Origin of the sequence: Deinococcus sp. Arct2-2, from assembly GCF_004801315.1 — a bacterium.
Lineage (GTDB): Bacteria > Deinococcota > Deinococci > Deinococcales > Deinococcaceae > Deinococcus.
The window spans coordinates 24,638-49,112 of record NZ_SSNW01000004.1 but is presented as its reverse complement, the minus strand read 5'-3'; the positions used below and the strand labels follow the sequence as shown (position 1 = coordinate 49,112).

Here is a 24,475-nt window from a genome sequence, read left to right as displayed (position 1 = left end):
TATAGCCGCTCAGCACATATATTCCACTGAACGGCCACATATTTCCTTACTTCAAATGCGCTGCAATCCATCCCGACAGTTCACTAATTTTGATTCTTTCCTGCGCCAACGTGTCGCGGTCACGAATGGTCACAGTGTCTTTCAAACTCTGGTCTGCGCCTTCCGCACTCTGGCCGATGGTGTCGAAGTCCACGGTCACGCAGTACGGCGTGCCGATCTCATCGTGACGGCGGTAGGCCTTGCCGATATTGCCGCTGTCTTCCAGCAAGATTCGCCCTAGCCCCAGCTTTTGCAAGTCAGATTTAATAGAGCGGGCCAGTTCCACCAGTTCAGATTTGTTGCGGGCCAACGGAATCACGGCCACTTTAATGGGCGCAAGGTGCGGCTTCAACTTCAGCACGATGCGTTCGTTGCCGTTTTCAAGTGTTTCTTTGGTAAAGGCCTCGCTCAGTACCGCCAATAGCGCCCGATCTACACCCGCAGAAGGCTCGATGACAAACGGCACGACGGGCTTATTGGTTTCCGGGTGCGGAATGGTCAGCTTGGCAATGCTGTCATTGTTCTCTTCCACGCGGGCGGTCAGATTCAGCTCACCCTGCGCTTTGGTGTGGCTGCCCAAATCGTAGTCACCCCGGTTGGCAATGCCCTCGATTTCCTCGTAGCCCAGCGTGGGGTAATCGTACATCAGGTCGTAGGTGCGCTTGGAGTAGTGGGCCAAATCCTCTTTCGGCACGTCCAGAATGTCGATTTTGCTGCGCGGGATGCCCTGCGCTTCCCACCAGCTCAGGCGTTGTTCCAGCCAGTGCTGGTGCCACGTTTCGTCGGTGCCGGGGGTGCAGAAGAACTCAATTTCCATCTGCTCCAGTTCGCGCACCCGGAAAATAAAGTTGCGGGGCGTGATTTCGTTGCGAAAGGCCTTACCGATTTGGGCGATGCCGAACGGCAGGCGGCGAGAAGTGCTGTCCACGACGTTCTTAAAGTTGACGAAAATGCCCTGCGCCGTTTCGGGCCGCAAGTAGCCGTAGCTTTCCTCGTCGGCCACCGGGCCAATCGTGGTCTTGAACATCATGTTGAAGGGCTTGGGTTCCGTCCAGTCCCCCACCTCGCCGGAAAAGGGATCGCGCACGCCAGCCGTTTTTAGGGCAGCGCTGGCTTCGGCGGGCTTCTTGTTCAGGGCGGCCACCACTGCCGGAAAATTCGCCACATCTTCACCGATCAGTTCCGCGACTTTGGCGATCACATCGGCCTTCTGATCCTTCACCAGATGATCGAGGCGGTAGCGCTTGTTGTTCTTCTTGTTGTCGATCATCGGGTCGGAGAAGGTGGCTTCGTGCCCGCTGTGGCGCAGGACTTGGCGATGCATGATGATGCTGGCGTCGAGGCCTTCCATATCGTCACGCTCGTAGACGTTGGTGCGCCACCAAGCGGCCTTGATGTTGTTTTTGAGTTCTACACCCAGCGGGCCGTAATCGTAGAAGCCTTGCAGGCCGCCGTAAATCTCAGAGCCTTGAAAAATAAAGCCCCGGCGTTTGCACAAACTGACCAGTTCTTCCATAGACATTGCGGGCATGGTTGCTCCTTTTGGCCGCCCGCCGGGGCAACAACAAAAAGAACACGCCCCGGCGATTGGCTCGCCTGGGGGCGCAGTGTGGACTTATGTAGTCCTGCGCGGTTCCACCCCAGTTCCCCGAAACGCTGCCGGGGCACTCTGAAACATGTTGTCGGGCCACATCACACAGCCCGCGCTCCCCGCTGCCCTTCACGGCCCGACTTCCCGCCTGACTCTCACCGCCACAGGCTCGCTCTTGGGGTCGTGTGCCGCTACTTCTGCGGATCGACGCTGCCGCTAGTGTGCCCCACCGCCCGCGCCCCGGTCAAGCGGCAAGCCGTTCGATTGCCTCTTGTGTCCCTCATGCGGAGGGGGTACGGTAAGGGCAGGTCTTTCAATGTAGAGGAGTTCTGGCCGCCGCAGTGGGCGGGGTGGAGCCTGTAGTTGTCGTTTTTTGCCGTGCTGAATCGATTGGCCGCCCCCTTCTGCGCCTCTCCCCAGTTGCCCCCGGAGGAATCCCCTATGACCCCGAACCCCGAACAAGTCACCGCTACCCCACACGCCACCGCTCGCCGCACTACCGTCAAGTTGTTGGGCGGCGCGGTGCTGTTGACCGGATGCGCCCCGATGATGCAGCCCATGATGAAGGCCGATACGCCTGCTGCGGCCCCGGCTCCTGCGGCGGCAACCCCCGCGCCTGCTGCTGCTCCGGCGTCTACGGCCTCGCCTGCATCCTCTTCTGCACCGATGGGGGCCGCCACCCTCGCCGCTTTTCCAGCAGTGGGCAGCACCGTGTTTTTGCAGCAATCGGGCAAAGGCGTGGTCATTGCCCGAATCGCAGCGGCACAGGCAGGCGCGGCCACCAGCGGCGATATTCACTTGCTGGCCCTCAGTGACCGCTGCACCCATTTGGGCTGTGGCGTGCAGGCGGCAGCCAGCGGCGGGGGCTACAGTTGCCCCTGTCACGGCTCGGCGTTTACCCTCACCGGAGACGTAGTCAAAGGCCCTGCCGCCCGCCCGCTAGACCGCTTGGCAATCCGAATCGAGGGCGATCAGGTGTTTGTGGGCTAAACACCGAAAACTCACTTCATAGGGGTCAGATGCGGCGTGATCTGGCCCTCTGCGTTGACCAGAATCAGCGCCAATTTTTGCTGTGCTGGACTGACATCCAACTGATACGCCGGGTTGTCTTCGCTGTCCAACAGTGTCCAGAGATCCGGCGTTTCCATGTGGCCGTGCAAACTGGCAATGAACTCGGGCGGCAGCGGCGGCAAGGAGCGCAGGCGTGCGCCGTTGTCACTCTCCAATCCAAGCGGAAACCACACCACATCGTCATCCCCGTCGCTGGGCATCAGGTCGGTTGCCCGGTTTAGGCGGCTGGCGTACCGCTGGGGCGTGGGCCGCGTCGCGTGCGAAACCAAAATTCTGGCCCCCGGCGGGCCGATCTCCAGCCACAACCGGGCGTGCTCTCGCAGCCAGATCAAGTGGGCCCTCAGCGCAGGCGGATTGCCCCGGCCATCCCAGCCATACGACGCGGCGGCTTCCCGGCCCCCCACCTTCCACCACAGGTTCATCAGCGGGCGGTGATCGTCCAGCACACTCGCGGCGGCCATCACCTCATGGTTTCCCAGCACCACTTCGGCGCGGCCCGATTCTACCAACCCACGCACTGTTTCCAGCACGAGACGCGAATCGTCAGCAGCACCGGGACTGGGCGGCGCACGGCGGGCCACTCGGCGGCGCGGGGAATCATCAATCAGGTCGCCCAAAAAGACCAATTTGGACGCCCGAAAGTGCTGCGCCGACTTGAGGGCCACATTCAACCGAGCCGCGTAGCCGTGTAGGTCGGGAATGACCAGCCAAGAGCCGTCCCAGTCGGTTTCGTTCCAGCGGTTTGGCATAGGGAATTATGGGCTGTTACGGTGGAAGGTGAACCCCCCCGTTGCTTCTCAACGCCCCCCCTTAGAGGGGAGGACAAAAACTGTTGCGCTCCCCTTGAGGGGGCTGGCTGCACAGCAGACTGGGGGGTTGTTCCGACGCCCAACCTTAGTTCATGCTGCTGGGGCCGTTGCCTTTGCTTTTTTCTTCGGCGCGGCGGCGCAGCTCGGAAGCCAGATCGGTGAAATCCTGTGCGCTCGGCAGGGCGCGGCGGGTTTGCTGTTTGGCTTCCTGTACCACTTTCACCTGATCGGGTCGGGCAAAAGGCAGGCCCTGACGCTTGCGCTCGAAGTAGTTTTGGGCCACACGCCCCAACGCAAACGTCCAGCCGTACACGGCAGGGGCGGTAATGATGCCGCCGATGACCGGCAAGGCCAGTTTTGCCAGCCCACGCATCACCTGACGGGCCGCCATGCCGTAAGCCAGCGTCACGCCTAATTCCTGCGCGATTTCGCGGGCGCGTTCGGCGGTCACGTCGAAGCCGTAGATTTTGCCGATGTGCAGCACCATTTTGGCCTGCAAGGGCGTGATCAGGAGCATGTCGGCAAAGGGAATCGGCTCTACGGCAATCGCGCCAGCCAACAAGGAAGCACTCTTGATCACTTCGTCGGTGTTTTCTTCCGGGGTGCGCCCCGAATCCACGTCGAAGTTGAAGTTATCGAGTACCTGCCTGACGAGCGGAGGAAGCATAGGCAAAGTGTACGCCCACTGACCAGACGTGCGGTGAAGTGAAAGATGATACTGGGTTCACATAGTCGGGGGTCGGCCAGCTTCTCCCCTGCCACAAGCCAAAAAAGCGGGCACGCCTAAAGGGGGGGTAGCGTGCCCACAGGGGGAAGAACGAATGACGCTGCGTCACCGCTCGGCCCTTAGCTTAGCGGGCCAAGTTGACAAGGTTCTGACAAAGAAGTGAGGAAGTCTCATGGGCTGCCTTGCCCGGACTCTCATTCACGCTGCTATCCGGCACAAGTTGCTCCTTAATTGACGAGGTTATTTGCGCCAGCGGGGGCCGTCTTTGGTGTCCTCTACCGTCACGCCTACGCGGGTCAGCGTTTGACGAAGTTCGTCGGCCTGCGCGTATTGCTTGTTCAGGCGGTAATTTTGGCGGGCCTGCAACACCAGTTCCATCAGGGCGTCTACAACCGGGGCTTCGTCGGCCTGCGCTGCTGCCCCGGTAGATGTGCCAGAAAACAGCCCCAGCACACCGCCGCCCAACGTGCGGTACACCTCACGGGCGGCGTCCAGCGTGGCCGCACCGACTGGGCCAGCGTTGATGGCAGCGTTCATGTCGGTGGTCAGACCAAACAGCGCGGCAATAGCTTTGGGCGTATTGAAATCGTCGCGTAGGGCGTCCTCGAATGCCTTGCGGTGGGCGGCAATCTTGGCGTCTAGGGCGGCGTCGTTGCCTGCGGGAGCTGTAGGTAGGTGGCGCTCTATCTCGTGCAGCGCTTCGCCCAGTCGGCGGTACCCACTGCGGGCGCTCTCGAAGGCTCCGTCGCTGAATTCGGTAATAGAGCGGTAGTGGCTGGACACCAACAGGTAACGAATAACCATCGGGTCGTGCTGCATCAGCAAGTCTTTGAGGGTCGTGAAGTTGCCCTTGCTTTTGCTCATTTTTTCGCCGTTGATGGTCAGCATGTTGTTGTGCATCCAGTAGCGGGCGAAGGCGTGCCCCGCCGCTTCCGACTGCGCGATCTCGGCCTCGTGGTGCGGGAATTGCAGGTCTAAGCCGCCGCCGTGAATATCGAAGCCCTCGCCCAGATACTTCAGGCTCATGGCGCTGCATTCGATGTGCCAGCCGGGAAAGCCCACGCCCCACGGCGAATCCCAGCGCATGATGTGTCCGGCTTCGGCCTTCTTCCAGAGCGCGAAATCACGCGGGTCACGCTTCTCGCCGCGCACCTCTTCCCGCGTTCCCTCGGCCTGATCGTCCAGCTTGCGGCCCGACAATTTGCCGTAGTCGGGCCAACTCCGCACATCAAAATACACACTGCCATTGGAGGCGTAGGCATGACCACGCGCGATCAGTTCCTCAATCAAGGAAATTTGCTCGGTGATATGCCCGGTGGCGCGGGGATTGATGCTGGGTTTCAGGATGTTCAGGGCGTCCATATCGCTGACAAAAGACCAGAAATACTTATCGGCCACTTCCATCGGCTCCAGTTGCTCTAGGCGGGCGCGGGCCAGCAATTTGTCCTCACCGTCGTCGGAGTCGTTTTGCAGGTGGCCCACATCGGTGATGTTGGTCACGTAGCGCACGCTGTACCCAAAGTGCATCAGGGCGCGGCGAATCACGTCAAAGGCGACTTCTTTTTTGGCGTGGCCCAAATGCGCGTCGCTGTACACCGTCGGCCCGCAGAGGTACATCCCCACGCGCCCCGCTGTGGTGGGCACAAACCGCACTTTCTGGCGCTGCATGGTGTCGTACAGGAAGATATCGGGGTCGGGCTGTGTGTGGGTCATGGTCGCTCCGGTGTGGGTGGCACTTTAAATGAGAAGATAGAAAAACGCCGCGCCAGACAACTTGGCGCGGCGACAGGCAAGCGTGCCCTGCTTTACCGCAAGGGCAGACAACACAGGGAGAGGGAGGGCACGCGCTTCATGGGGGGAGTGTAGCAAAGTCCGGCGAGGCGTGACGAATCAGGCTTGCGGGTGAACCCCCCGTTGCTCCGCAACGCCCCCCCTTAGAGGGGAGGACAAAAGCTGTTGCGCTCCCCTTTAAGGGGGGCTGGCTGCGGAGCAGACTGGGGGGTTCACCTTCCAACGCTGAATGCAAACCCCCAGCCCTTAATGCCGCACGCGCTCGCCCCCCTTCCCCTCCAACACAACCACTTCCGACACACTCGGAGTCAGGGCGGCCTGCGCCTGCACGCTGTCCAGCAGCACCCGCGTGAAGGCCCGCACCAAGGGCAACCCCGCCCGCTGGGGCAGCACGGCCAGCGATAGGGGCCGCGCCAATGGTTCGGGCAGGGGCAGGGCAATCAATCCGGGCGGCAGCGGCGACAGCGCCAGCCGGGGCATCACGGTGATGCCGAGGCCGTAGCGCACCATGCTGAGAGTCACGCTGTCCTGCTCGACTTCCATCAGGTCGGTGAGGGGAATGGCGTGGGCCTCCAGATAACCGCGCACCCGCTCGAAACAGGGGTCTCGGTGGGGGGGTAAAATCATAGGTGCGGCGGCAAGATCGGCCCACGACACCGGGTGCGGGCCGCGACTTTCGGGGGCCACGTACAGGTATTCGTCTTCGGCCAACGGGGTCAGCAGCAGCCCCGGCACTTGCCGCCCCACCACCACCGACAGGTCGACTCGGCCCGCCCGCACCGCCGATTCACTGCCGCCGTGCGCCTCGCTGTCCAGCAGCATCACGGTCACGCCCGGATACTGCGCCCGGAACGAGGCCAGCGCGGGCGGCAGCAAATGGGTGGCGGTAGACCGGAACGACGACAACCGCAGGCGGCCCGACAATGCGCCCTCATCCTGCGCGGCCAGCAGGACATCGGCGGCGGCCTGCACGGCAGCGCGGGCATGCACCAGCACCCGCAAGCCCGCCGCAGTGGGCACGGTTCCGCCCGGCGTGCGCCGCAAGAGTGGCCTGCCTACCGCTGTTTCCAACTTACCTACCGCTTCACTTAGGCTGGATTGAGACACCCCCGCTTCGGCTGCCGCTTCGCCAAAGCCGCCTGCCTCTGAAACCAAGAGGAGTGCCCGCAACTGGGCCAACGTGGGCTGGGCCGGAAGCGCCGAAATAGACGGAGTGGCTTGCTGACGGCGTGGGGTCATAACACATTCTAAGGCCCAGTTGTCCCGGCCCTATCGGATAACCCGATATGCAAGCCAGTGCGTCTGGCACGCTGCCGATGTCCTGTAGAGCAGCAAAAGCGCAAGCTATGTGCAGGAGGTTTTACCCATGACTTACCACGTTCCCCGCCCCGCTACTGCCCCGATGCCCCTCTTCAACACCGCCCCTGTGGCTCCCCGCGTGGCCCGGCCCGACTCGGCCCTCTTCGGCGCATTCGTGCTGGAAATCACCACGCCCGACAGCACCCTGACCGTGCCCGCCCTTGATGGCTGGCAACTGCGCGTATGGCCTGTGGCCCGCCTCGGAGACGCCACGTTGGAAGCCCGCCCGGTAGACGCCCACCAGAACGCCGCCGACTTGGTTCACGCCCTGCACGCGCACGGCTACGGCACGCTTGGCCCGGTTCGGACTCGTAGAGCATGCTAAGAACCCCACCTGCGCCACTTCACCCCCGCCGGAGCTACTCCACGCGGGGGCTTTTTTTGGCTCCTATCCGTCCTGACCAGCACCAACCGCAGGCCAGCGTTTTAAACGTTTCTTCAATTGCATAGAGCTTAGATTCAACCCCCACGACGCTTTTCCCACTTATACGGACTCCATATGATTCCCGTACAGTCGGAACAGCACCGCCTGCCCGTCCATCTCCCAGAGTCCGTACTTTTCCTACTCGCTCCGCTCGAATGAAAAGCCAAAATGCACGACTTTTCATCGGAATCCGTATTACTCCTGACCACTCACCACTGACAGAGAATCAGTGTAGCGGTGCGCCACTCGGAAAAGTCACCACTTCGGCAATGCCCGTGCCGTCCAGCCGCGCTATGAATCCGGCGTCGTCGCGGTAGGCCATGCCGCTGTCCATCGCTACGCACAGCCGCCCCGCATAGGGAATCGGTGCGCCGGGGCCGAGGGTAGGGCCGTGCATGTTTTCATCGAGCAGGATGTACACCGGCGTATGCCCATGCACCAGCCTATCTCCGCCGAGGGTTCGCAGGAATTGCCACGCCGATTTTTCTCCGCCGCCCATAGAAAAGGCGAAGCGGTCAGCGAAGGCATTGGCAAAACTGCCCCACGCTTCGGGTTCGTTGGTGCGCAGCAGGGCGCTGATGGCCGCGTTGATGTCCTCGATGCTGCCGCCAAAGCGGGTGTACATGCGCGTGTCGGCGTGCATCAGCAACCAGTTGCCTGCGCGGGCCAAGGCGGGGCGCTCGCTGAGCCACGCATGGTCGCCAGCCTCCATCCGGGCGGCGTCGCGGGGTTGGCCGCCGTTGCTGATCCAGTAGTCGTGAAAGCCGTATTGATCGTCTGGGTCGGTGCGCCGGAAGCGCTGCGCCGCCAAAAACATCACTTCATGATTGCCGAGAAGCGCCGTAACTTGCCCGCCCGCCAACCGCGCCTGAATCTCCAGATTCCGCACGAAGCGCACCACGCCGAGGCCGTCTGGCCCCCGATCCATGTAATCGCCCAAAAAGACCAGATGGGCGTCGCCTGCCGTCCACGCGCCGTCAAAATCGATCAGGCCCGCCCGCAGCAAAATGGCCCGCACCTTCTCGTAAGCGCCGTGAATATCGCCCACCACCCACAGATCAGGCATAGGCGGCCCCGGTTTGAATGGCAACCAAGTAACGCTGCGTAGCAAGGGAGAGATCGGCGGGCAAGGCGTCCAACGGCCCCCACGCCACCGCCGCCGCGTCATCGCCCGCACGCGGAGGTTCACCGTTCCAGTGGGCAGAAAACAAGACCGTGACCCACTCCACGACGTTGCCGTCTGGATAGGTATGCTGAAATTCTGACCCACTAAACACGCCCCGCAGTGTAAGGGTTCCGGCCCCCAAAGCGGTTTCTTCGCGCAGTTCGCGCCGGGCGGCGTCCTCCTCCACTTCGCCCGACTCCACTGCCCCACCGGGAATATCCCACAGTCCGTTGTCGGGGCGGCGAATCAGCAGAACGTTCTTGCCGTCCAGCACGGCCACACCCGCGCCAACTCGTTGAGTCTGAACAGGTTGCCTCCCATTCGGAGCAAGGACAGAAACAAGAGCCGCACCGTCCAGCACTCCCGCCATCAATCGCCGCCTTTAAGTGCTGGAGCGGGTATCTGCTCGTCGGCTGGCTCGTGCGCCTCGGCTTCCGGCGCAGGCAATTCGCGCCATAAGGTCATGCGTTCCGTGATGTCGTTTTGCAACTTCTGCACGTTGCCCTCTAAGTGGGTGCGTGCGCCGTCCAGCGCGTGCCGGAGCCGCATAATCTCCTCGACGCCTGCCAGATTCACGCCGAGTTCCTGCGTCAGACGGCGGATTTCGCGCAGGTGGTCTATATCGCGCTCGCTGTACAGCCGGGTTTTGCCGCTGCTGCGTCCGGGCCGAATTAGTTGCTTGCGCTCGTACAGGCGCAGCGTTTGCGGGTGCATGTCTACCAGTTCGGCGGCAATAGAGATCACGTACACCGGGCGGTCACGCGGGTCGAGTTTTTCGCCGGGGGCAGGCAAGGCTTTTTGCTGCACCTGCTCGCGCAACTCGCCCTCGATGCGCTCGATCTCGGCTTCGAATTCGCCTTGCATGTCGTCAAGTTCGTGTTGCAGGCGCATCACTTCTTCCACACCCGCCAAATTCACGCCGAGTTCTTGTGTCAGGCGGCGAATTTCGCGCAGATGCTCTATGTCCCGCTCGCTGTACAGCCGCGTTTTGCCGGTGCTGCGGCCCGGACGAATCAGCCCTTTGCGCTCGTACAGCCGCAGGGTTTGCGGATGCATATCCACCAGCTCTGCCGCGACAGAAATCACGTAGACCGGACGATGCTTAGACTGATTTGCCATACCTTCCCTGAGTATACCGGAAGCAAGATTGCTGACCGTGACGGGGAACAGGGATGACCCACCGGACGGCATGTTTCTGGCCTGTCGCGGCTCAAGGAGATTGCACTTTGAACAGGCTGTTGATTCTTACTCAGTCTGGAAGGTGAACCCCCCCGTTGCTGGCGCAACGCCCCCCCTTGAGGGGAGGACACAAGCACTTTCGCTCTCCTCTAAGGGGGGCTGGCTGCGAAGCAGACTGGGGGGTTCACCCGGAATCGTCAACGCTGGGACATCGCCCAACTACGTCTGCGGCGGCAATTCGGCGGGTTGAAGGTCATGCAGCAGGCGGGCGTCGACGGCCAGCTGCCCAGCTTCGCGCACGTACATAGAGGCGAAGCGGTGACCAGAACGAATTTCGGTGGCGTGGTAGCTGCACCTTGCCTGAATACTTTGCTGGCTGGCTTCTTCGGTGGCCCGCAATACTACTACCAGTTCGGCTTCTTGGCGCAGCAAATCGGCCAGTTCTAGGCCGTACAGGGGGCTGTGTTCGTCTATAGGGTGCACAATCGTCCATGCCAGCGGAAAAAAGGTAACCCGGTCACGCTCTAGGGTCAGCGGATAAAAAGAGCGGTTGCCCATGCCTTTGTTGCCCGTTTTGATAGCTGCCCCGCCGGGATCGTGGCGCAGGGTCAGGATCACTTCGGCGGTGATGTCCAGCAGATCGGTGCGCCGTCCGTTCATGACCCGGAACATCAGGGCGCGGCCTTGCGGGTTGCCGCCCACCGAATGCGGGGCAAGAATGGCGTGGTGGCTAAACAAGACGCGGTGTGTAGGCCGGGAAAACCGCGCAAACAGCACCCCCGTCACCAGCGCCACGCCCATCAAGCCCACGAACGCTTCCATCGTCACCAGCACGTTGGCGGCCAGCGTGCTGGGGTACACATGCCCGAACCCGATGGTGCCGAAAGTCTGCACCGAAAAGAAGAAACAGGCCAGCAGCCGCGCCCCTGTGCCGATGGGCATTTCGCTGAGGGCAGCGGGGCCGAGCGAAAAGTACAGCAGCCCGAACAGGGCATTGAGCAGCAGATAGAGGGTCAGCGACACCCCGAAAAAAGTAGACCAGCGCATGGTCAGAAGATCGGCATAGGCGCTGAAGGCCCCGCGCCCCAGCCCGCTGCGGTGGGCATTGAAAGTGCCGTCGCGGTTCAGGAACCGGGATTCGGATTCGAAGACGCCCGACAAGCCGAGATCAGCGGGGCGGTGGGATGCTTCAGCCACAGCTGGGGATGAGACCGAGACAGGAGATGCGGGGGCAGTGGCGGAACGCTCGGTCATTCTCAGAGTCTATAGCCGAGCTGCGGCGCGTTCTGTCCAGCCAGCAGAGACGCGGGCCACCCGCACAAATCGCGCAGGCCCAGTGCAGCGCCCGCTATGATTCCGGGCATGACCACCTCTGAGCACCTGCCGGGTTCTTCCGATCTGTCGGCCCACCTTGACCGCGCCGGGGCCGAAGCCGAATTGTTTGACCTGCTGAGGATTCCCAGCGTCAGCGCCGACCCCGCCCACATTCCCGACATGGCCCGTGCCGCCGACTTTTTGCGGGCCAAGCTGGAAACGCTGGGCTTTGTGGTGCGCGTGGACGCCACGTCCCACACGGGTAAAAGCGGGCAGGCGGTGGCCGGACATCCGGTGGTGTTTGCCGAGAAGCAGGTGGACGCCAACAAACCCACCGTGATGATCTACGGCCATTACGACGTGCAGCCCGAAGCCCCGCTGGAAGAATGGGTCTCGCCGCCCTTCGAACCCACTGTGCGGAATGGCCGGGTTTATGCACGCGGCAGCACCGACGACAAGGGGCAGGCCTATGCCCATGTGCGCGGCGTGGAACTGCTGCTGTCGCAAGGTGAGTTGCCCGTAAACGTCAAGTTTTTGCTGGAAGGTGAGGAAGAAGTGGGCAGCCCCAGCCTCGCCGCGTACTTGCGCCAAAACGTGGAGGCGCTGAAGGCCGATGTGATTGTGATTTCGGACGGCAGCCGCTTTGCCCCCGACGTGCCCACCGTGACCTATGGCCTGCGTGGCCTGAGCTACGTGGAAATTCATGTGCAGGGTGCAAACCGTGACCTGCACAGCGGCAGCTACGGCGGGGCCGCGCCCAACCCGATCAATGCGCTGGCCGAAATCATCGCCAAACTCAAGGATGATCAGGGCCGCGTGACCATTCCCGGTTTTTATGACGGTGTAGAAGAAATTACGCCCGCCGAACGCGAGATGTGGGCCAAACTGCCCCAAGACGATGCCGCGTTTGCCGCTTCCATAGATGTGCCTGCCTTGCCCGGAGAGGCCGGATACAGCGTGCTGGAACGCCTCTGGGCGCGGCCTACGCTGGATGTGAACGGCATCTGGGGCGGCTATCAGGGCGAGGGCAGCAAAACCGTGATTGCCGCCAAAGCCGGAGCCAAAGTGAGCATGCGGCTGGTGCCGGGGCAAGACCCAGACCGGATTACGCAGCTCATCACCGACTATGTGCCCACCATCGCCCCCGCAGGCATGAAGGTAGAAGTGAAGTCGCTGCACGGCGGCCAGCCGATTAAAGTGGACGCCGATTCTCCGTTCGTGCAGGCGGCGGGCCGCGCCCTGAAGCGGGTCTACAACCGCGACGCCGCGTTTGCCCGCACCGGCGGCAGCATTCCCATCGTGGCCGATTTCCGCTCTATTCTGGGTGCACCCGTGCTGCTCGTCGACTTCGGCCTGAACGAAGACGCGCCCCACTCGCCCAATGAGAGCTTTGCGCTGGAGGATTACCACAACGGGATTCTGACGGGGGCTTATTTGCTTCAGGAGTTGGGGCAGGTTGGCGAGCCGGGGCAGTGAACTTGAGAGCAGCGAGACTGGCCGAACGTGGAACGTGGATCGTGGAAACAGCCCAAACCACGATCTACGATCCACACTCTCCTGACCGCGTACAGCACCTATGAAGTTGGCTTTCCTCGCCTCACACGGAGGAAGCGCCGCCCGGCATATCGCTTCGGCTTGCGCTTCCGGTGTGCTGAACGGCATTCCCGTTGCGCTCGCCTCCAACAACAGCCGTTCTCCCGCGCTGCTGTGGGCGCAACAAGCGGGCCTAAAGTGGGCGCATCTCAGTTCGGCCCGCATTCCAGACGCCGACGCGCTGGACGCCGCCATTCTGGAATTTTTGCTGGAATCGGGGGCCGATACGCTCGTGCTCAGCGGCTATATGCGCGAGTTGGGGCCGCGTGTGCTGGGGCAATTTGCGGGGCGCGTGGTCAACGTGCATCCCAGCCTCTTGCCCCGGCACGGCGGGCGCGGCATGTACGGAGACCGGGTGCATGAGGCGGTGCTTGCGGCGGGCGACACGGAAAGCGGCGCGACGGTGCATCTGGTGACGCAGGGCATAGACGAAGGCCCGGTATTGGCGCAGTCGCGGGTGTCCGTGCTGCCCGGAGACACGCTGGAGAGCCTGAAAGCCCGTGTGCAGGCCACCGAGGGCGACTTGATGCTGGAGGCACTTAGGACGTTGCAAGACGTGGGCAAGGGCAATCGCTTTGCTCATTCACCCCCTCCCAGCCTCCCCCCTCAAGGGTGAGGAGCTAAAAGCCGCTGCCTCCGCTTCTATCTTTCTCAGCCCCTCTTGAGGGGGGGGCCGTTGCGAAGCAACTGGGGGGTGAGTGAGCAACGCGACTGCTTTCCTAACTACCCTCCCCCTACTCCGCAGGCCACCCAAACTTCCGCCCATCCTTCAGCCTCAGCAACACGGTGGGCGGCTCTGTTCCTGTGTCCCGAATCACGCACTCTGCCGTTTCAGGCGGCGGATCGCCTACGCCACTTTCAAACCCGCTGACGCTAAGGCAGGGGCCGGAAGCGTCGCGCTCGTCTTGACCCAGCACATCGGCGGCGATGCCCACCTGCCGCACGTATTCCTGAAACCGTACCGGATCGGACTGGTGGTAGCGTTCGGCATCTGCCTTGCGCTGCTTTTCTTGCTGCGTGGCTTGCTGCTGTGCTGCACGCGATTGCTGTACGCTGCCCCAGACACTCAGACCGCCCAACAAGGCCAGCATGCCCAGCAAACTCAGCCACAGGCGCAGGCTCCGCGTTCGTCCATTCATACTAAATTGCGATGAGTCGAAGACGAATCCAAGTGGAACGAGTAGCAAGGAATACGGGCTGGCGGAGATGGACGAACATCCGGTGCCTTTGCGGATGTTCGGGAATCAGAGCAAGTTCGTATCACGCCCTTATGGTAGCGGGCTTACGCTAACGGCATGAAACGCAAGATTTTTGACCTCCGCCCGTGGGCACGCGTGACCGCCCATACGCAGACCCAGACCGCCATTCCGGGCTACATAATTCTGGATTTCACGGCCCACACGGTCATCAGGCCGCTGGATGTGCCGCGCCCCGCCGGGGAGGGCATCGTGCGTGTCCTTGATAACGGCTTTCGCTGGGTGCGTGCCCACCCCACTGGAACAGGCGAAGGTGTGATGAGCAGCGCCTTGACGGTACAACTGGACGAACGCGGGCGGCCCGTGCAGTTTTATGTGGACATCCACACGGGCGAGGGCGTGGGCGAAGACGGCCTGCCTTGGCACGACGACCTGTATCTGGATGTGATCGCGGAACCCCAAGCAGGCGGCTGGGGTGTGGCCCACACGAACATCATCGACGCCGAGGAATTGGAGGAAGCGGTAGCGGCGGGGTTAGTGACACCCGAACTAGCGCAAACGACGTGGGCACAGGCGCGGGCCGTAGAAGCCGAACTGCACGCTGGAACGTATGCGCCACTGGGGGTGCTGCGGCGGTATTTGGAAGACCCGTATACCTGAAGGAAGGATCGTAGAACGTGGATCGTGGTTTGGGCTGTTTCCACGATCCACACTCCACGTTCTGCCCTTATACTCAGTTCAAATTTTCCAGCTTGTCCCCCGGAGGTTCCCCCATGACACAGCCTGACCTTGCTCCTGACCCTGCCGCCGCCCGTCCTGCCCTGCCCGGTTTTGCCGTGAAAGCCGTAAAAGCCGCGCTGCACGCCATTCCTATGAATGCGACGGTGGGCGTGCAGATTACCGATGTGGGTGTGGGCTGGGCCGAGGGGGCGTGCGCCGATACCGCGCCGTTTCGCAACCACTTGGGCACGATTCACGCTGGGGCGCAGTTTTTGCTGGCCGAAGCCGTGAGCGGGGCCGCCTTTGCCGGAGCCTTCGCCGCGCAACTGGCTCAGGCCGTACCGCTGATAGAAAAGCTGGAAACCCATTATGTGGCCCGCGCTCAGGGCGACATCACGGCGCAGGGCCAGATTGATCCGGCCACCTTACCCGCCGCCTACGCCGAGTTCGCCGAACACGGGAAGGCCCGATTAACTGTCAACGTGACCGTGAAGGACGCTGAGGATAAAGCGGTGATGCGGGCGGTGGCACACTGGTACATCCGCGCATCGGGCCAGAAGCAAGGCAGCTAGAACCTACTCAAGCTCAGGACACCCCCAAACGGCCCCATATACAGCGTGTGATCTTTTTCTCATTCTGGCACTAAACTGACGGGTGTGACATTCCCGCACCATGTTCTGCTTGCCGCCCCCATCTCTAGGCGCGGCTGATGCTGGCGCGGGCGCGGAGTGTGGCCCTGATCGGTGTGGACGCTGTGCCAGTCGAAGTCGAAGTGGATGTCAGCCCCGGTCTGCCCGCCTTCAATGTGGTGGGCCTGCCCGATCAATCGGTGAGCGAGGCGCGGGAACGGGTGCGGGCGGCGATTCGGAACGCGGGCTTGCCTTTCCCGGCGGCGAGGATTACGGTCAATCTGGCCCCCGCCGACCTGCGAAAAGAAGGCCCGCTGTACGACTTGCCCATCGCATTAGGGCTACTGGCGGCGCAGGAACTCTTGCCCGCGTCGGCGCTGGAAGGCACGTTGGTGGCGGGCGAACTGGCGCTGGACGGCACCTTGCGGCCCATTGCGGGGTCAGTGAATCTGGCGCTGTTGGCCTCCAGTTTGGGCCTGCCTGCCCTACTACCCGCCGGAAACGCCCGCGAAGCCGCCCTGATCGACGGCGTGACCGTGTTCGGAGCCGCCACTTTGCTGGAAGCCGTGCGCCACCTGAGCGGCCAAGTCCTGCTCAGCGCCACCGACCCGCCCCTGCCCGACGCCCCAAGCGACCTGCACCCCGATTTGGCCGACCTGAAGGGCCAGAGTTCGGCCCGCCGCGCCCTAGAAATCGCGCTGGCGGGCGGCCACAACCTCCTGATGATCGGTTCTCCGGGCAGCGGCAAAACCATGCTGGCCCGCCGCGCTCCGGGCTTGTTGCCGCCGCTCACACGGGCTGAAGCGCTGGAAGTGACGCGCATCCATTCGGCGGCGGGCCTGCTCACGGCGCGGGGCACGCTCACTTTGGCGGCTCCTTACCGCACGCCGCACCACACCGTTTCGGATGCCGGACTCATCGGCGGGGGCAGTGTGCCGCGTCCGGGGGAAGTGTCGCTGGCCCACCGGGGCGTTTTATTTCTCGACGAATTTCCCGAATTCAGCCGCAAGGCGCTGGAAACGCTGCGGCAACCGCTGGAAGACGGCACCGTCACCATCAGCCGGGCGCGGGCAACGGTGGAATATCCGGCCCGCTTTCAGTTGTTGGCCGCCATGAATCCGTGTCCCTGCGGGCATTTTGGCGATCCCGAGAAAACCTGCACCTGTACGCCCCTCCAGCGCACCCGCTACGCCGCACGCCTCAGCGGGCCACTGCTAGACCGCATAGATTTGGTGGTCAGGGTTCCCCGATTGACTATTGATGAGCTGACGCGTGCGCCAGAGCCGGAAGGAAGCGCCCCCGTTCGCGCCCGAATTACCGCCGCCCGTGACTTGATGCTGGAGCGGCAGGGTGGGCGAAATACCGACCTCGCAGGCCAGCACCTCCGCAAACACGCGCCGCTGAATCCCGGCCCGGACGCCTTCCTGCGGGCAGCGGCGCGGCAGTTGGGCCTCACTGGGCGCGGCTTTGACCGAATCTTGCGCGTGGCCCGCACGGTAGCCGATTTGGCAGGCGGCGGTGACATCCGCGAATCGCACTTGGCCGAAGCCGTGACGTACAGACCGCGTGACTTGACGTAAGCCCGAGGCCCCTCCCCTCCGTCAACCCCCGTTTATCTGGCTCCCCGCCGCCTCTCACCCGGCTTTGCTCTACTCGGGGCATATGGTTCGCAATCTGTGTTTATTCGGCGCACTCGCGCTGGCGGCTTCGGCCTGCGCCCAAACTGCTGCTCCATCGCCCTTCAAGGTGCCGGACGGCTTCCGGGTCAGCCTGTTTGCCGAGGGTTTTAAACAGCCACGTTTTATGGCGGTGGCTCCCAACGGCGATGTCTTTGTTTCGGATCAGGGGGCGGGCACCGTAACCGTGCTGGCCGATGCCAACCGCGACGGCAAGGCCGATGGCAAAACCGTATTCGCATCCGGCCTGAACCGCCCACACGGATTGGCGTTTCATGGCGGGTTCCTGTATGTCGCCAACACCGATAGCGTGGTCAGATTTCAGTACATGACGGGCGACGTGAAGGCCAGTGGCGCGGCGCAAAAACTGGTGGACTTACCCAGCGGAGGCGGGCACTCTACGCGCACCGTAGAATTTGGGCCGGACGGCAAAATGTACGTGGCGGCGGGCAGCAGTTGCAACGTGTGCGAGGAAAGCGACCCCCGCCGCGCCGCCGTGTGGGTCTACGACGCCGATGGGAAAAACGGCAAAATCTTCGCGTCGGGCCTGCGAAATGCGGTAGGACTCGAATGGAATGACGGGACGCTGTACGCCACCAACAACGGGCGCGACCAACTGGGCGACGACATTCCGCCCGAAGGCCTGTACAAACTGAAGGCGGGCGCATTTTTCGGCTGGCCGTATTGCTACACCACGCAGGCCGGGAAGCCGCAAGTGTGGGACAAGGATTTTGGGCGCAAAACTGCCGACACCTGCAAAACGGCCACTCCCGCCTTCTCGCTGACCACCGCACACGCCGCGCCTCTGGGCCTTGCGTTCTATACGGGCAAAACCTTTCCCGCCCTGTACCAGAACCAGATGTTCGTGGCGCTGCACGGCAGTTGGAACCGCTCGCAAAAAAGCGGCTACAAGGTCATTATGGTTGACCCCAAGTCGGGCAAAACCACAGATTTTCTGACCGGATTCCTGTCGGGTCAGAATGTGGTGGGACGGCCCGTAGATTTGGTCACGGCGTCCGATGGCAGCCTTCTCCTGACCGACGATGGCGAGGGCAAGATTTGGCGAATTCAATATCCCTGACGGCGTGCAACAAGCAAATGAGGGAAACGGTGAGAGAGTCCGGACGCCCCCGCCACGCCTCAGCATAGAACTGGTTCCGTCAAGCAGTTGGTACACCAATGTCCGTTCTGAAGTCAGCAAGGCGGCGTGGGACAGCCTGCGCCATGCCTGTTACCGGAATGCAGGCCACCGCTGCGAAATTTGCGGCGGGCGCGGCCCACAGTGGCCTGTAGAATGTCATGAACTCTGGGAATACGACGATGCACAGGGCATTCAACGGCTCACAGGTTTGACGGCGCTGTGTCCAGAGTGTCACCGGGTCAAGCACTTCGGGTTGGCCCGCGTGAAGGGCGAGCAAGAACAGGCCGGACGCTGGCTGATGCAGGTCAACGGCTGGACACGCCGAGAAGTCCATGAGTACGTGCAGGACGCCTTCCGCGTATGGGAACAGCGCAGCGCCAGAGCATGGAAGGTGGATATTTCGTGGCTGGATCACCGCGAGGCCAGACCCGCTCCGGCTGAGTAGCCCGCCAATATTCTTTGGGTTAAACAGCACTTCTACTAAGAGTGACACGTCCCTCGTTTTTACCCACGATGTAGCTACAAATAACCCACAAAACTGCCTGATGTTTTATCGGGCGTGGTAGGTTGGCGGCGTGAGTGTACCGCCCGAAACTGTACCGCCTGAAGACGACCAGCAGAAGAAAAGTCAGACGATTCGGTTGCGGGTGTCTCCAGCGCAGAAAGAGCAGCTTCAGCGGGTGGCGCAGCAGCAGCACCTCAGCCTTTCTGCGTGGCTGCGGCAACTGGCCTTGAGGCAAATCGGTGGAGGGGGAACACTAGAGCTTGCCGCCAAAGTTGGCCGGAAGAAGGCTTCAGCAGCACACACCCCGCGCACGAAGGCTGAGCAGGACGCCGAATGACTACCCTTCATACCAAGTACGATCACCTGACCCGCGAAGACCTTGTGGCCTTATTGGTTCAGCGCGACACAGAGCGTCATTTTGGCTTGGTGTGGGAACGGGACGCTGCCGAACACGAACAGGCTTTGAGCGCCGATGTCGTGGCCCTCGATCTGGACGAAAGCCTGAGCGTGGGTGACGGTGCCTACCGCAACCTGATCATCGAAGGCGACAACTTTGACGCCCTCCGCTCCCTGAACCTGACCCACCGGGGCCACATCAAGTGCATTTACATTGACCCGCCGTATAACACTGGGGGCCAAGAGTTTGTTTACAACGACCGCTACAACGACAAAGAGGACAGGTTTCGGCATTCGACGTGGCTGGAGTTCATGTTCCGCCGCCTTCAACTTGCCAAAGAACTGATGACCCCTGACGGCGTGTTGCTCGTGTCTATAGACGACAACGCGGTGGCTCCCCTCACGCTGCTGCTGGATCAGTTGTTTCCGGGTGGCAAGGTCGGCACCTTTGTTTGGCGTCGCCGCAGCGGAAGCAACGACGTGCCCGACACTTTTGTCAGTGTGGATCACGAATATGTGCTGTGCTACGCCCTGCCGGGGTTTTCGTTTGCCGGAACGGACAAAGCGTTGGCCGACTACAAGGACTTCGATCCGGGCAATCCAGACCCGTGGAAACGCGGCGACCTGAGCAAGCCGCACACGCTGCGGGCGCGGCCCAACGGCTTTTACCCCGTGTACCACGCCGCAGAAGACATCTGGTATCCCCCCAACCCTAAGCGGGTGTGGGCCTTCGCCTCTGCGGGCACCATGAAGGAGGGCCAAAAACTGCGGCGCGGCACGATGGAAGACCTGCTGGCCGAGGGGCGGGTGGTGTTTCCGAAAAAAGACGATCCCGTCGTGTACGCCACCTTAGAGGCCTTGCGGGAAGCGGTTCAGGCGGGCACTGCGCCCCGCTACCTGCAACTGGGGTTGTTCGAGACGCCAGAAGAAGAGGAACGCTACCTGAGCTTCTATATAGGCAAGCGCTTGGGGTTCGGCACACCCGGCTACAAACGCTTTCGCTCGGAAGTGAAGACCACCAGCAAACCCATTTCCACTTGGCTCAGCGGCCTGAAGGACAAAGTGGACAAAGGAGACGAGGAACACGTCACGGTGTCACGCACTGGCCTGAATGCAGACGGCGGCACCCTCTTGGGGCAGATGTTTCAGAACACCACGCTGGAATTTAGCTACCCCAAACCGCTGTCGCTGCTGCAAACGCTGGTGGCTCAGGCCACCGGGCCAGACGACATCGTGCTCGATTTTTTTGCGGGAAGCGGCACGACCGGGCACGCCGTCCTGAGCCTCAACGCCGCAGATGAACTGTCGGATCGGCGCTTTATTCTGGTTTCCTCTACCGAAGCCACCCCAAAAACACCACTTAAAAATATCTGCCGCGACGTGACCCGTGAACGGCTTCAGCGGGCCATTGCGGGCTACACCTATCGGGGCCGCAGTGGAAATGTGGCGGTAGAGGGGCTGGGCGGAGACTTCGCTTACCTGAAGACTCGGCAAATTCCCAACGATCAAGCGCCGCAAGAGATTCAGCATTCGCAGGTGTGGGGGGCGCTGCAACTGATTCACACCCACACGCTGGAACGGTTTCTAGAACACCGCCCTGTTCAGTGCCTCCAAACCGACGCCTTGTTGCTGCTGTACCTCACCGAAATTGACGGCGAGAGCTTGGCAGAAATCCAGCGCCTCGCTGCCGCCGATGACGGCCCAGTCGTGGTGTACAGTTGGCAACCACTTCTGGTAGAGCAGTACGTTGAACAGCACGGCAGGCCGAAGAATCTGACTGTAAAAACTATTCCCGACAATGTGCGGGACTGGTTCGGAAAGCGGGATTGAAGCTGAAAAAGGTAGAGAGAAGGCTGCTGCTGACCCCTTTACTGAACAGTCAGTAAGACAAGTTGAGGCACGTTCGCTGCCCCCGTGCTACGACTGGCGCTATGACGGTAACGCCGAACGACGTGATTCCCCTCTCAGATTTGCAATTGACGCATGACCTGTTCAGCATCACTGTGAAGACGGCCCTAAAGTTGACGCCGCATATCGTAGACCGCCCCGATTTGCATGGCCGCGACGTGATGGAACGCTTTTATAATGTGCTGAACGGCGAAATTGCAGAGCAAGCCGTCATCGCCTACCTGCACCGACAGGGCAAATTTGCCGAGTCGGCAGTAGACAAAGACGCCGCTCGGCCCGATCTGGGCCACGACATTCATGTGCGGCGGCTGGACGGCACACAGGCCACCTGCTCCATCAAATCTTCGCTCTCCTACAAGTTCGGGGTAGAGGGCATCCTGCGGAACTTTCGCCCGGCCTTCAAACCCAGCGAACTGCGCGAGTTTAATATTCAGGTCTATTACCACTACACGCTCGATCAGCCGCCCCGCCTGACGCTGCCCGCCTTTTCCGGGGCCGACATCATCGGGTGGGGCAGCCTTGAAGACCTCTCTATCGTGTCTGCAACGGCATATCAGGGCGAGCAACGAAAGGTGGTGGACATTAGGCTGGCCCAGATGTCACCGATGGCCGCACTGCTGAGACTGCTGAGCTGAAGCACCTGTGGCGAAGTGTGGGAAATTGAGTCTGCCGGGAGTTGCGCCAGAAACTGACCCGGATTCAGTCACGCAGGCCGCTTGGGACAGGATTAAACTTACTGCATGACCACCATCCAGCCCGCCGCCGTGCCCGCCGCTGCCACAGGCCGGGCCACCTCCACTCAAAACCTAGTCACGGTGGGCCTCGGCTGGTGGTTGATGATTGGAATCTTTGTAGACGGGTGGGCGCACAACAACTTAGGCGAAAGCTTGGAAACCTTTTTTACGCCGTGGCACGCGCTGTTTTATAGCGGCTTCGCGGCAGTGGCAGGCTGGACACTGTGGCTGACTTGGCAGGGTATGAAGTCCGGACGGCGTGGGGTAGCGGCCTTTCCGGATGGCTACTGGCCCGCCGCACTGGGCGTGCCCGTGTTCGCGTTGGGCGGCGTGGGCGATCTGCTGTGGCACACCATTTTTGGCATAGAGGTAGGCATAGAAGCCCTGCTTTCGCCCACGCATTTGATGTTGTTTGCAGGGTCGGTACTCATTCTGAGCGCCCCACTGAACGCCTCTTGGCGAATGCTCACGCCGCGCCGTGCGCCTGCCGGGGTGGTGTGGCCCGCGCTGATGGCCGTCACCGCCATTCTCTGCTTCACCTCATTTATGCAGATGTACTTGTGGGGCTTCCTTCGTGCTCCGCAGGGCCTCGGCTACGTACAACTGCGGGCCGAGTTAGGCGGAACCCTGCTGACCGCGCTCATTTTGGCGGCCCCGGTGCTGCTGTTGCTGCGGCGGTTTCGGTTGCCGTTTGGGGCCGTTACGGTGATGTATACCCTCAATACCCTGCTTATGACGCTGATGCTGGTGCCGGGAACGTGGCGCGAGCCGGTGCTAATGCTGGCGTGCGGTTTGATCTTGGATGTGTTGCTGCTGTGGCTCGATCCGTCGCCGCGCCGCCCCGCTGCCTTCCGCGCCTTCGCTTTCCTGTTGCCGCTGCTGGTGTGGGTACCTTACCTCGCCCTAAACGTGTGGCTGGGCCTCAGCAACCTGAGTCTGGAACTCTGGCTGGGCGTGGCAGTCATGGCCGGGCTAGGCGGCTTGGCGCTAAGTGTGCTGGTGCTGCCGCCTGCTTTGCCACCGGAAAGCGCGTAACTGGGACAAAGGTCTGAGAAGGGCATTCGCTGCGCTCACTCACCCCCTCCCTTCGGGCTGTCCCAGTCAAGGGTGAGGGAGTCAAAACAAAGATCTGCGGGCCACCCTTAGACTCCCATCTCCCGCAGCGCCGCCACCCGCTCCCCTAGCGCCTGCCAAGGTTCCAGCACGAAATGGGTGTGGCCCAATGGACTCGTAGACGGCAACACCCACACTTCTGCTCCTTCCAATGGTTCGGGCTGCACGCCGTAGGGCAAGCGCCCGGTGGCTTTGCCCAGCACTTCGGACGCGCCGCGTTTGCTGGTGAAGGCCACCACCTTCGGCGCATTTGTCCGAATCTTCAGGCGCAGTTCTTCTGGTGCCCACGCTTCGGCGGGCAGGGCGGCGTCTACGCCCGAATGCCGTTTGGCAACATCGGTGAGGCCAATTCCCCAAGTAGGGAGAAGCGCATAGTCGTGGGGCGACAGTTGCCGAGGCGTCAGGCCTACCGTGTGCAGCACACTCCAGAACTTGTTTTGAGGGTTGGCATAGTAAGCCCGCGCCCGCGCACTGATCTTGCTGGGGGCCGTCCCAACCAATACCAACGTCAGCCCCGGCTGCAATACGTCGGGAACGAGGTAAGGCGCAGGCAGATCAGTCGCTATACCGCTCATCTTTAAACGGATCGCCGCGCATGTGGTAGCCGTTGCGCTCCCAGAATCCGGGCTGGTCAGCGGCCATGAACTCTAGGCCGGTCAGCCATTTGGCACTCTTCCAGAAATACAGGTGCGGCACGACCATTCGCAGCGGCCCGCCGTGTTCGGTTTCTAGCGGCTCGCCGTTAAATTCGTAGGCCAGCAGGTTTTCGGGGCGCGTAAAGTCCTCTAGGCTCAGATTGGTGGTGTACCCGCCGACGCTGTGCTGCATGACGTGCGTGGCTCCCGGCTTCAGCTTCAGGTGTTCCATCAGGTCTACGACACGCACGCCCGTCCAAGTCGTATCCAACTTGCTCCAATGGGTGACGCAGTGGATATCGTAAGTCAAGGTAGTTTGCGGCAACGCCATCAATTCGGCCCACGTCAGCGTTTTTTCCTCGGCCAGCCCCGTAATGCGGATCACCACATCCTGCGCGGTGTAACGTTGGACTGGCCCGTAAGTCAGCACCGGGAAGCGTGTAGTCAGGGTCTGACCGGGCGGCACGCGGCCCCCCATATCGTTGTCTGGTTTCTTGAAAAATCTGCCTAACATATCCGGTATTCAACGCCGCTCACACGTGTTGGGCTAGAGGCCAAGCCTCAATTCTGGGCAAGCGGCGGCTTAGGTTAAGGCTTCCGATAGACTCATATTTCGCGCTTTTGTACAGCGGAGCTTCAGCAGACGGCCACCTGACTGAACTTGTCAGGATGAGGTAAGGGCAGGGCGCGTATAATGCTCTCAAGTCCGGGGCCGATTTCTCTTTCCCCGGAGGAGCGTTGCCCTTGGTCTTAGCAGTTT

At 61.7% G+C, this 24,475-nt stretch carries 25 protein-coding genes; 13 read left to right on the top strand and 12 right to left on the bottom strand.

Translation table 11 applies throughout. The features are described 5' to 3' along the window. Positions 1–46 precede the first annotated feature (46 nt). Positions 47–1,570 carry a glycine--tRNA ligase gene (locus tag E7T06_RS03085; RefSeq protein ID WP_136364390.1) on the bottom strand — a complete coding sequence of 508 codons (1,524 nt, stop codon included), beginning with the start codon at positions 1,568–1,570 and terminating at the stop codon, positions 47–49. A 501-nt stretch (positions 1,571–2,071) separates the two neighbouring features. Between E7T06_RS03085 and E7T06_RS03080 the strand changes: the two genes are divergently transcribed. Continuing rightward, positions 2,072–2,620 (top strand): Rieske (2Fe-2S) protein, encoded by a 549-nt coding sequence (locus E7T06_RS03080; RefSeq protein WP_136364389.1) that lies wholly within the window; start codon positions 2,072–2,074, stop codon positions 2,618–2,620. An 11-nt stretch (positions 2,621–2,631) separates the two neighbouring features. Here E7T06_RS03080 and E7T06_RS03075 read toward each other — a convergent pair whose 3' ends face one another. From E7T06_RS03075 to E7T06_RS03060, 4 genes are all read right to left on the bottom strand, one after another. Then, positions 2,632–3,450: a metallophosphoesterase gene (locus E7T06_RS03075; RefSeq protein ID WP_136364388.1), complete on the bottom strand. Its 819-nt coding sequence runs from the start codon at positions 3,448–3,450 to the stop codon at positions 2,632–2,634. A 145-nt stretch (positions 3,451–3,595) separates the two neighbouring features. Continuing rightward, entirely contained in the window at positions 3,596–4,177 is a 582-nt protein-coding gene (locus E7T06_RS03070) for a YcjF family protein (protein WP_136364387.1), read from the bottom strand. Between the two features lie 300 nt (positions 4,178–4,477). Further along, positions 4,478–5,950 carry a cysteine--tRNA ligase gene (gene cysS / locus E7T06_RS03065; protein ID WP_136364386.1) on the bottom strand — a complete coding sequence of 491 codons (1,473 nt, stop codon included), beginning with the start codon at positions 5,948–5,950 and terminating at the stop codon, positions 4,478–4,480. Between the two features lie 324 nt (positions 5,951–6,274). Next, positions 6,275–7,267, bottom strand: a complete 993-nt coding sequence (locus tag E7T06_RS03060; RefSeq protein WP_136364385.1) for a LysR family transcriptional regulator — start codon at positions 7,265–7,267, stop codon at positions 6,275–6,277. A 127-nt stretch (positions 7,268–7,394) separates the two neighbouring features. On the opposite strand from E7T06_RS03060, the gene E7T06_RS03055 reads away from it, so the two are divergent. Further along, the gene (locus E7T06_RS03055; protein WP_136364384.1) at positions 7,395–7,712 is read left to right on the top strand and encodes a hypothetical protein; all 318 of its coding nucleotides are present in this window, start codon (positions 7,395–7,397) and stop codon (positions 7,710–7,712) included. Between the two features lie 325 nt (positions 7,713–8,037). On the opposite strand, the gene E7T06_RS03050 is transcribed toward E7T06_RS03055, so the two are convergent. From E7T06_RS03050 to E7T06_RS03035, 4 genes are all read right to left on the bottom strand, one after another. Continuing rightward, a complete protein-coding gene (locus tag E7T06_RS03050) occupies positions 8,038–8,877 on the bottom strand; it encodes a metallophosphoesterase (RefSeq protein WP_136364383.1) in 840 nt (279 codons plus the stop codon). Then, positions 8,870–9,346 (bottom strand): NUDIX domain-containing protein, encoded by a 477-nt coding sequence (locus E7T06_RS03045; RefSeq protein ID WP_136364382.1) that lies wholly within the window; start codon positions 9,344–9,346, stop codon positions 8,870–8,872. Before E7T06_RS03045 ends, E7T06_RS03050 begins: the two co-directional genes overlap by 8 nt. Further along, the gene (locus E7T06_RS03040; RefSeq protein WP_136364381.1) at positions 9,346–10,095 is read right to left on the bottom strand and encodes a helix-turn-helix transcriptional regulator; all 750 of its coding nucleotides are present in this window, start codon (positions 10,093–10,095) and stop codon (positions 9,346–9,348) included. The genes E7T06_RS03045 and E7T06_RS03040 overlap by 1 nt, the downstream gene beginning before the upstream one ends. 279 nt (positions 10,096–10,374) lie before the next feature. Continuing rightward, the gene (locus E7T06_RS03035) at positions 10,375–11,409 is read right to left on the bottom strand and encodes an ion channel (protein ID WP_136364380.1); all 1,035 of its coding nucleotides are present in this window, start codon (positions 11,407–11,409) and stop codon (positions 10,375–10,377) included. A 108-nt stretch (positions 11,410–11,517) separates the two neighbouring features. Between E7T06_RS03035 and E7T06_RS03030 the strand changes: the two genes are divergently transcribed. Further along, a complete protein-coding gene (locus E7T06_RS03030) occupies positions 11,518–12,945 on the top strand; it encodes a dipeptidase (protein ID WP_136364379.1) in 1,428 nt (475 codons plus the stop codon). A 100-nt stretch (positions 12,946–13,045) separates the two neighbouring features. Next, a complete protein-coding gene (locus E7T06_RS03025; protein ID WP_136364378.1) occupies positions 13,046–13,678 on the top strand; it encodes a phosphoribosylglycinamide formyltransferase in 633 nt (210 codons plus the stop codon). A 118-nt stretch (positions 13,679–13,796) separates the two neighbouring features. On the opposite strand, the gene E7T06_RS03020 is transcribed toward E7T06_RS03025, so the two are convergent. Next, a complete protein-coding gene (locus tag E7T06_RS03020; RefSeq protein ID WP_136364377.1) occupies positions 13,797–14,201 on the bottom strand; it encodes a hypothetical protein in 405 nt (134 codons plus the stop codon). A gap of 156 nt (positions 14,202–14,357) precedes the next feature. Here E7T06_RS03020 and E7T06_RS03015 point away from each other — a divergent pair, with 156 nt between their 5' ends. From E7T06_RS03015 to E7T06_RS02975, 9 genes are all read left to right on the top strand, one after another. Further along, a complete protein-coding gene (locus E7T06_RS03015; protein WP_136364376.1) occupies positions 14,358–14,918 on the top strand; it encodes a DUF402 domain-containing protein in 561 nt (186 codons plus the stop codon). 113 nt (positions 14,919–15,031) lie between these two features. Then, positions 15,032–15,550, top strand: a complete 519-nt coding sequence (locus E7T06_RS03010) for a DUF4442 domain-containing protein (RefSeq protein WP_136364375.1) — start codon at positions 15,032–15,034, stop codon at positions 15,548–15,550. Positions 15,551–15,687: 137 nt separating this feature from the next. After that, positions 15,688–17,187, top strand: a complete 1,500-nt coding sequence (locus tag E7T06_RS03005) for a YifB family Mg chelatase-like AAA ATPase (RefSeq protein WP_136364374.1) — start codon at positions 15,688–15,690, stop codon at positions 17,185–17,187. A gap of 82 nt (positions 17,188–17,269) precedes the next feature. After that, entirely contained in the window at positions 17,270–18,364 is a 1,095-nt protein-coding gene (locus E7T06_RS03000; protein ID WP_168733341.1) for a sorbosone dehydrogenase family protein, read from the top strand. A 4-nt stretch (positions 18,365–18,368) separates the two neighbouring features. Further along, complete coding sequence (locus E7T06_RS02995) at positions 18,369–18,869, top strand: HNH endonuclease (RefSeq protein WP_136364373.1); 501 nt, start codon at positions 18,369–18,371, stop codon at positions 18,867–18,869. A 130-nt stretch (positions 18,870–18,999) separates the two neighbouring features. Beyond that, positions 19,000–19,266 carry a hypothetical protein gene (locus E7T06_RS02990; protein WP_136364372.1) on the top strand — a complete coding sequence of 89 codons (267 nt, stop codon included), beginning with the start codon at positions 19,000–19,002 and terminating at the stop codon, positions 19,264–19,266. Further along, entirely contained in the window at positions 19,263–21,155 is a 1,893-nt protein-coding gene (locus E7T06_RS02985; RefSeq protein WP_136364371.1) for a site-specific DNA-methyltransferase, read from the top strand. The genes E7T06_RS02990 and E7T06_RS02985 overlap by 4 nt, the downstream gene beginning before the upstream one ends. A gap of 101 nt (positions 21,156–21,256) precedes the next feature. Continuing rightward, a complete protein-coding gene (locus E7T06_RS02980; protein ID WP_136364370.1) occupies positions 21,257–21,868 on the top strand; it encodes a hypothetical protein in 612 nt (203 codons plus the stop codon). Positions 21,869–21,973: 105 nt separating this feature from the next. Then, positions 21,974–23,002 carry a hypothetical protein gene (locus tag E7T06_RS02975; RefSeq protein ID WP_136364369.1) on the top strand — a complete coding sequence of 343 codons (1,029 nt, stop codon included), beginning with the start codon at positions 21,974–21,976 and terminating at the stop codon, positions 23,000–23,002. A 107-nt stretch (positions 23,003–23,109) separates the two neighbouring features. Here the strand turns inward: E7T06_RS02975 and E7T06_RS02970 are convergent, their stop codons facing one another. Both E7T06_RS02970 and E7T06_RS02965 read right to left on the bottom strand, forming a co-directional pair. Further along, on the bottom strand, positions 23,110–23,655 hold the full coding sequence (locus E7T06_RS02970; RefSeq protein WP_136364368.1) for a mismatch-specific DNA-glycosylase: 546 nt from the start codon (positions 23,653–23,655) through the stop codon (positions 23,110–23,112). Further along, positions 23,636–24,229: a sulfite oxidase-like oxidoreductase gene (locus E7T06_RS02965; RefSeq protein ID WP_136364367.1), complete on the bottom strand. Its 594-nt coding sequence runs from the start codon at positions 24,227–24,229 to the stop codon at positions 23,636–23,638. The genes E7T06_RS02970 and E7T06_RS02965 overlap by 20 nt, the downstream gene beginning before the upstream one ends. Between the last annotated feature and the right edge of the window lie 246 nt (positions 24,230–24,475).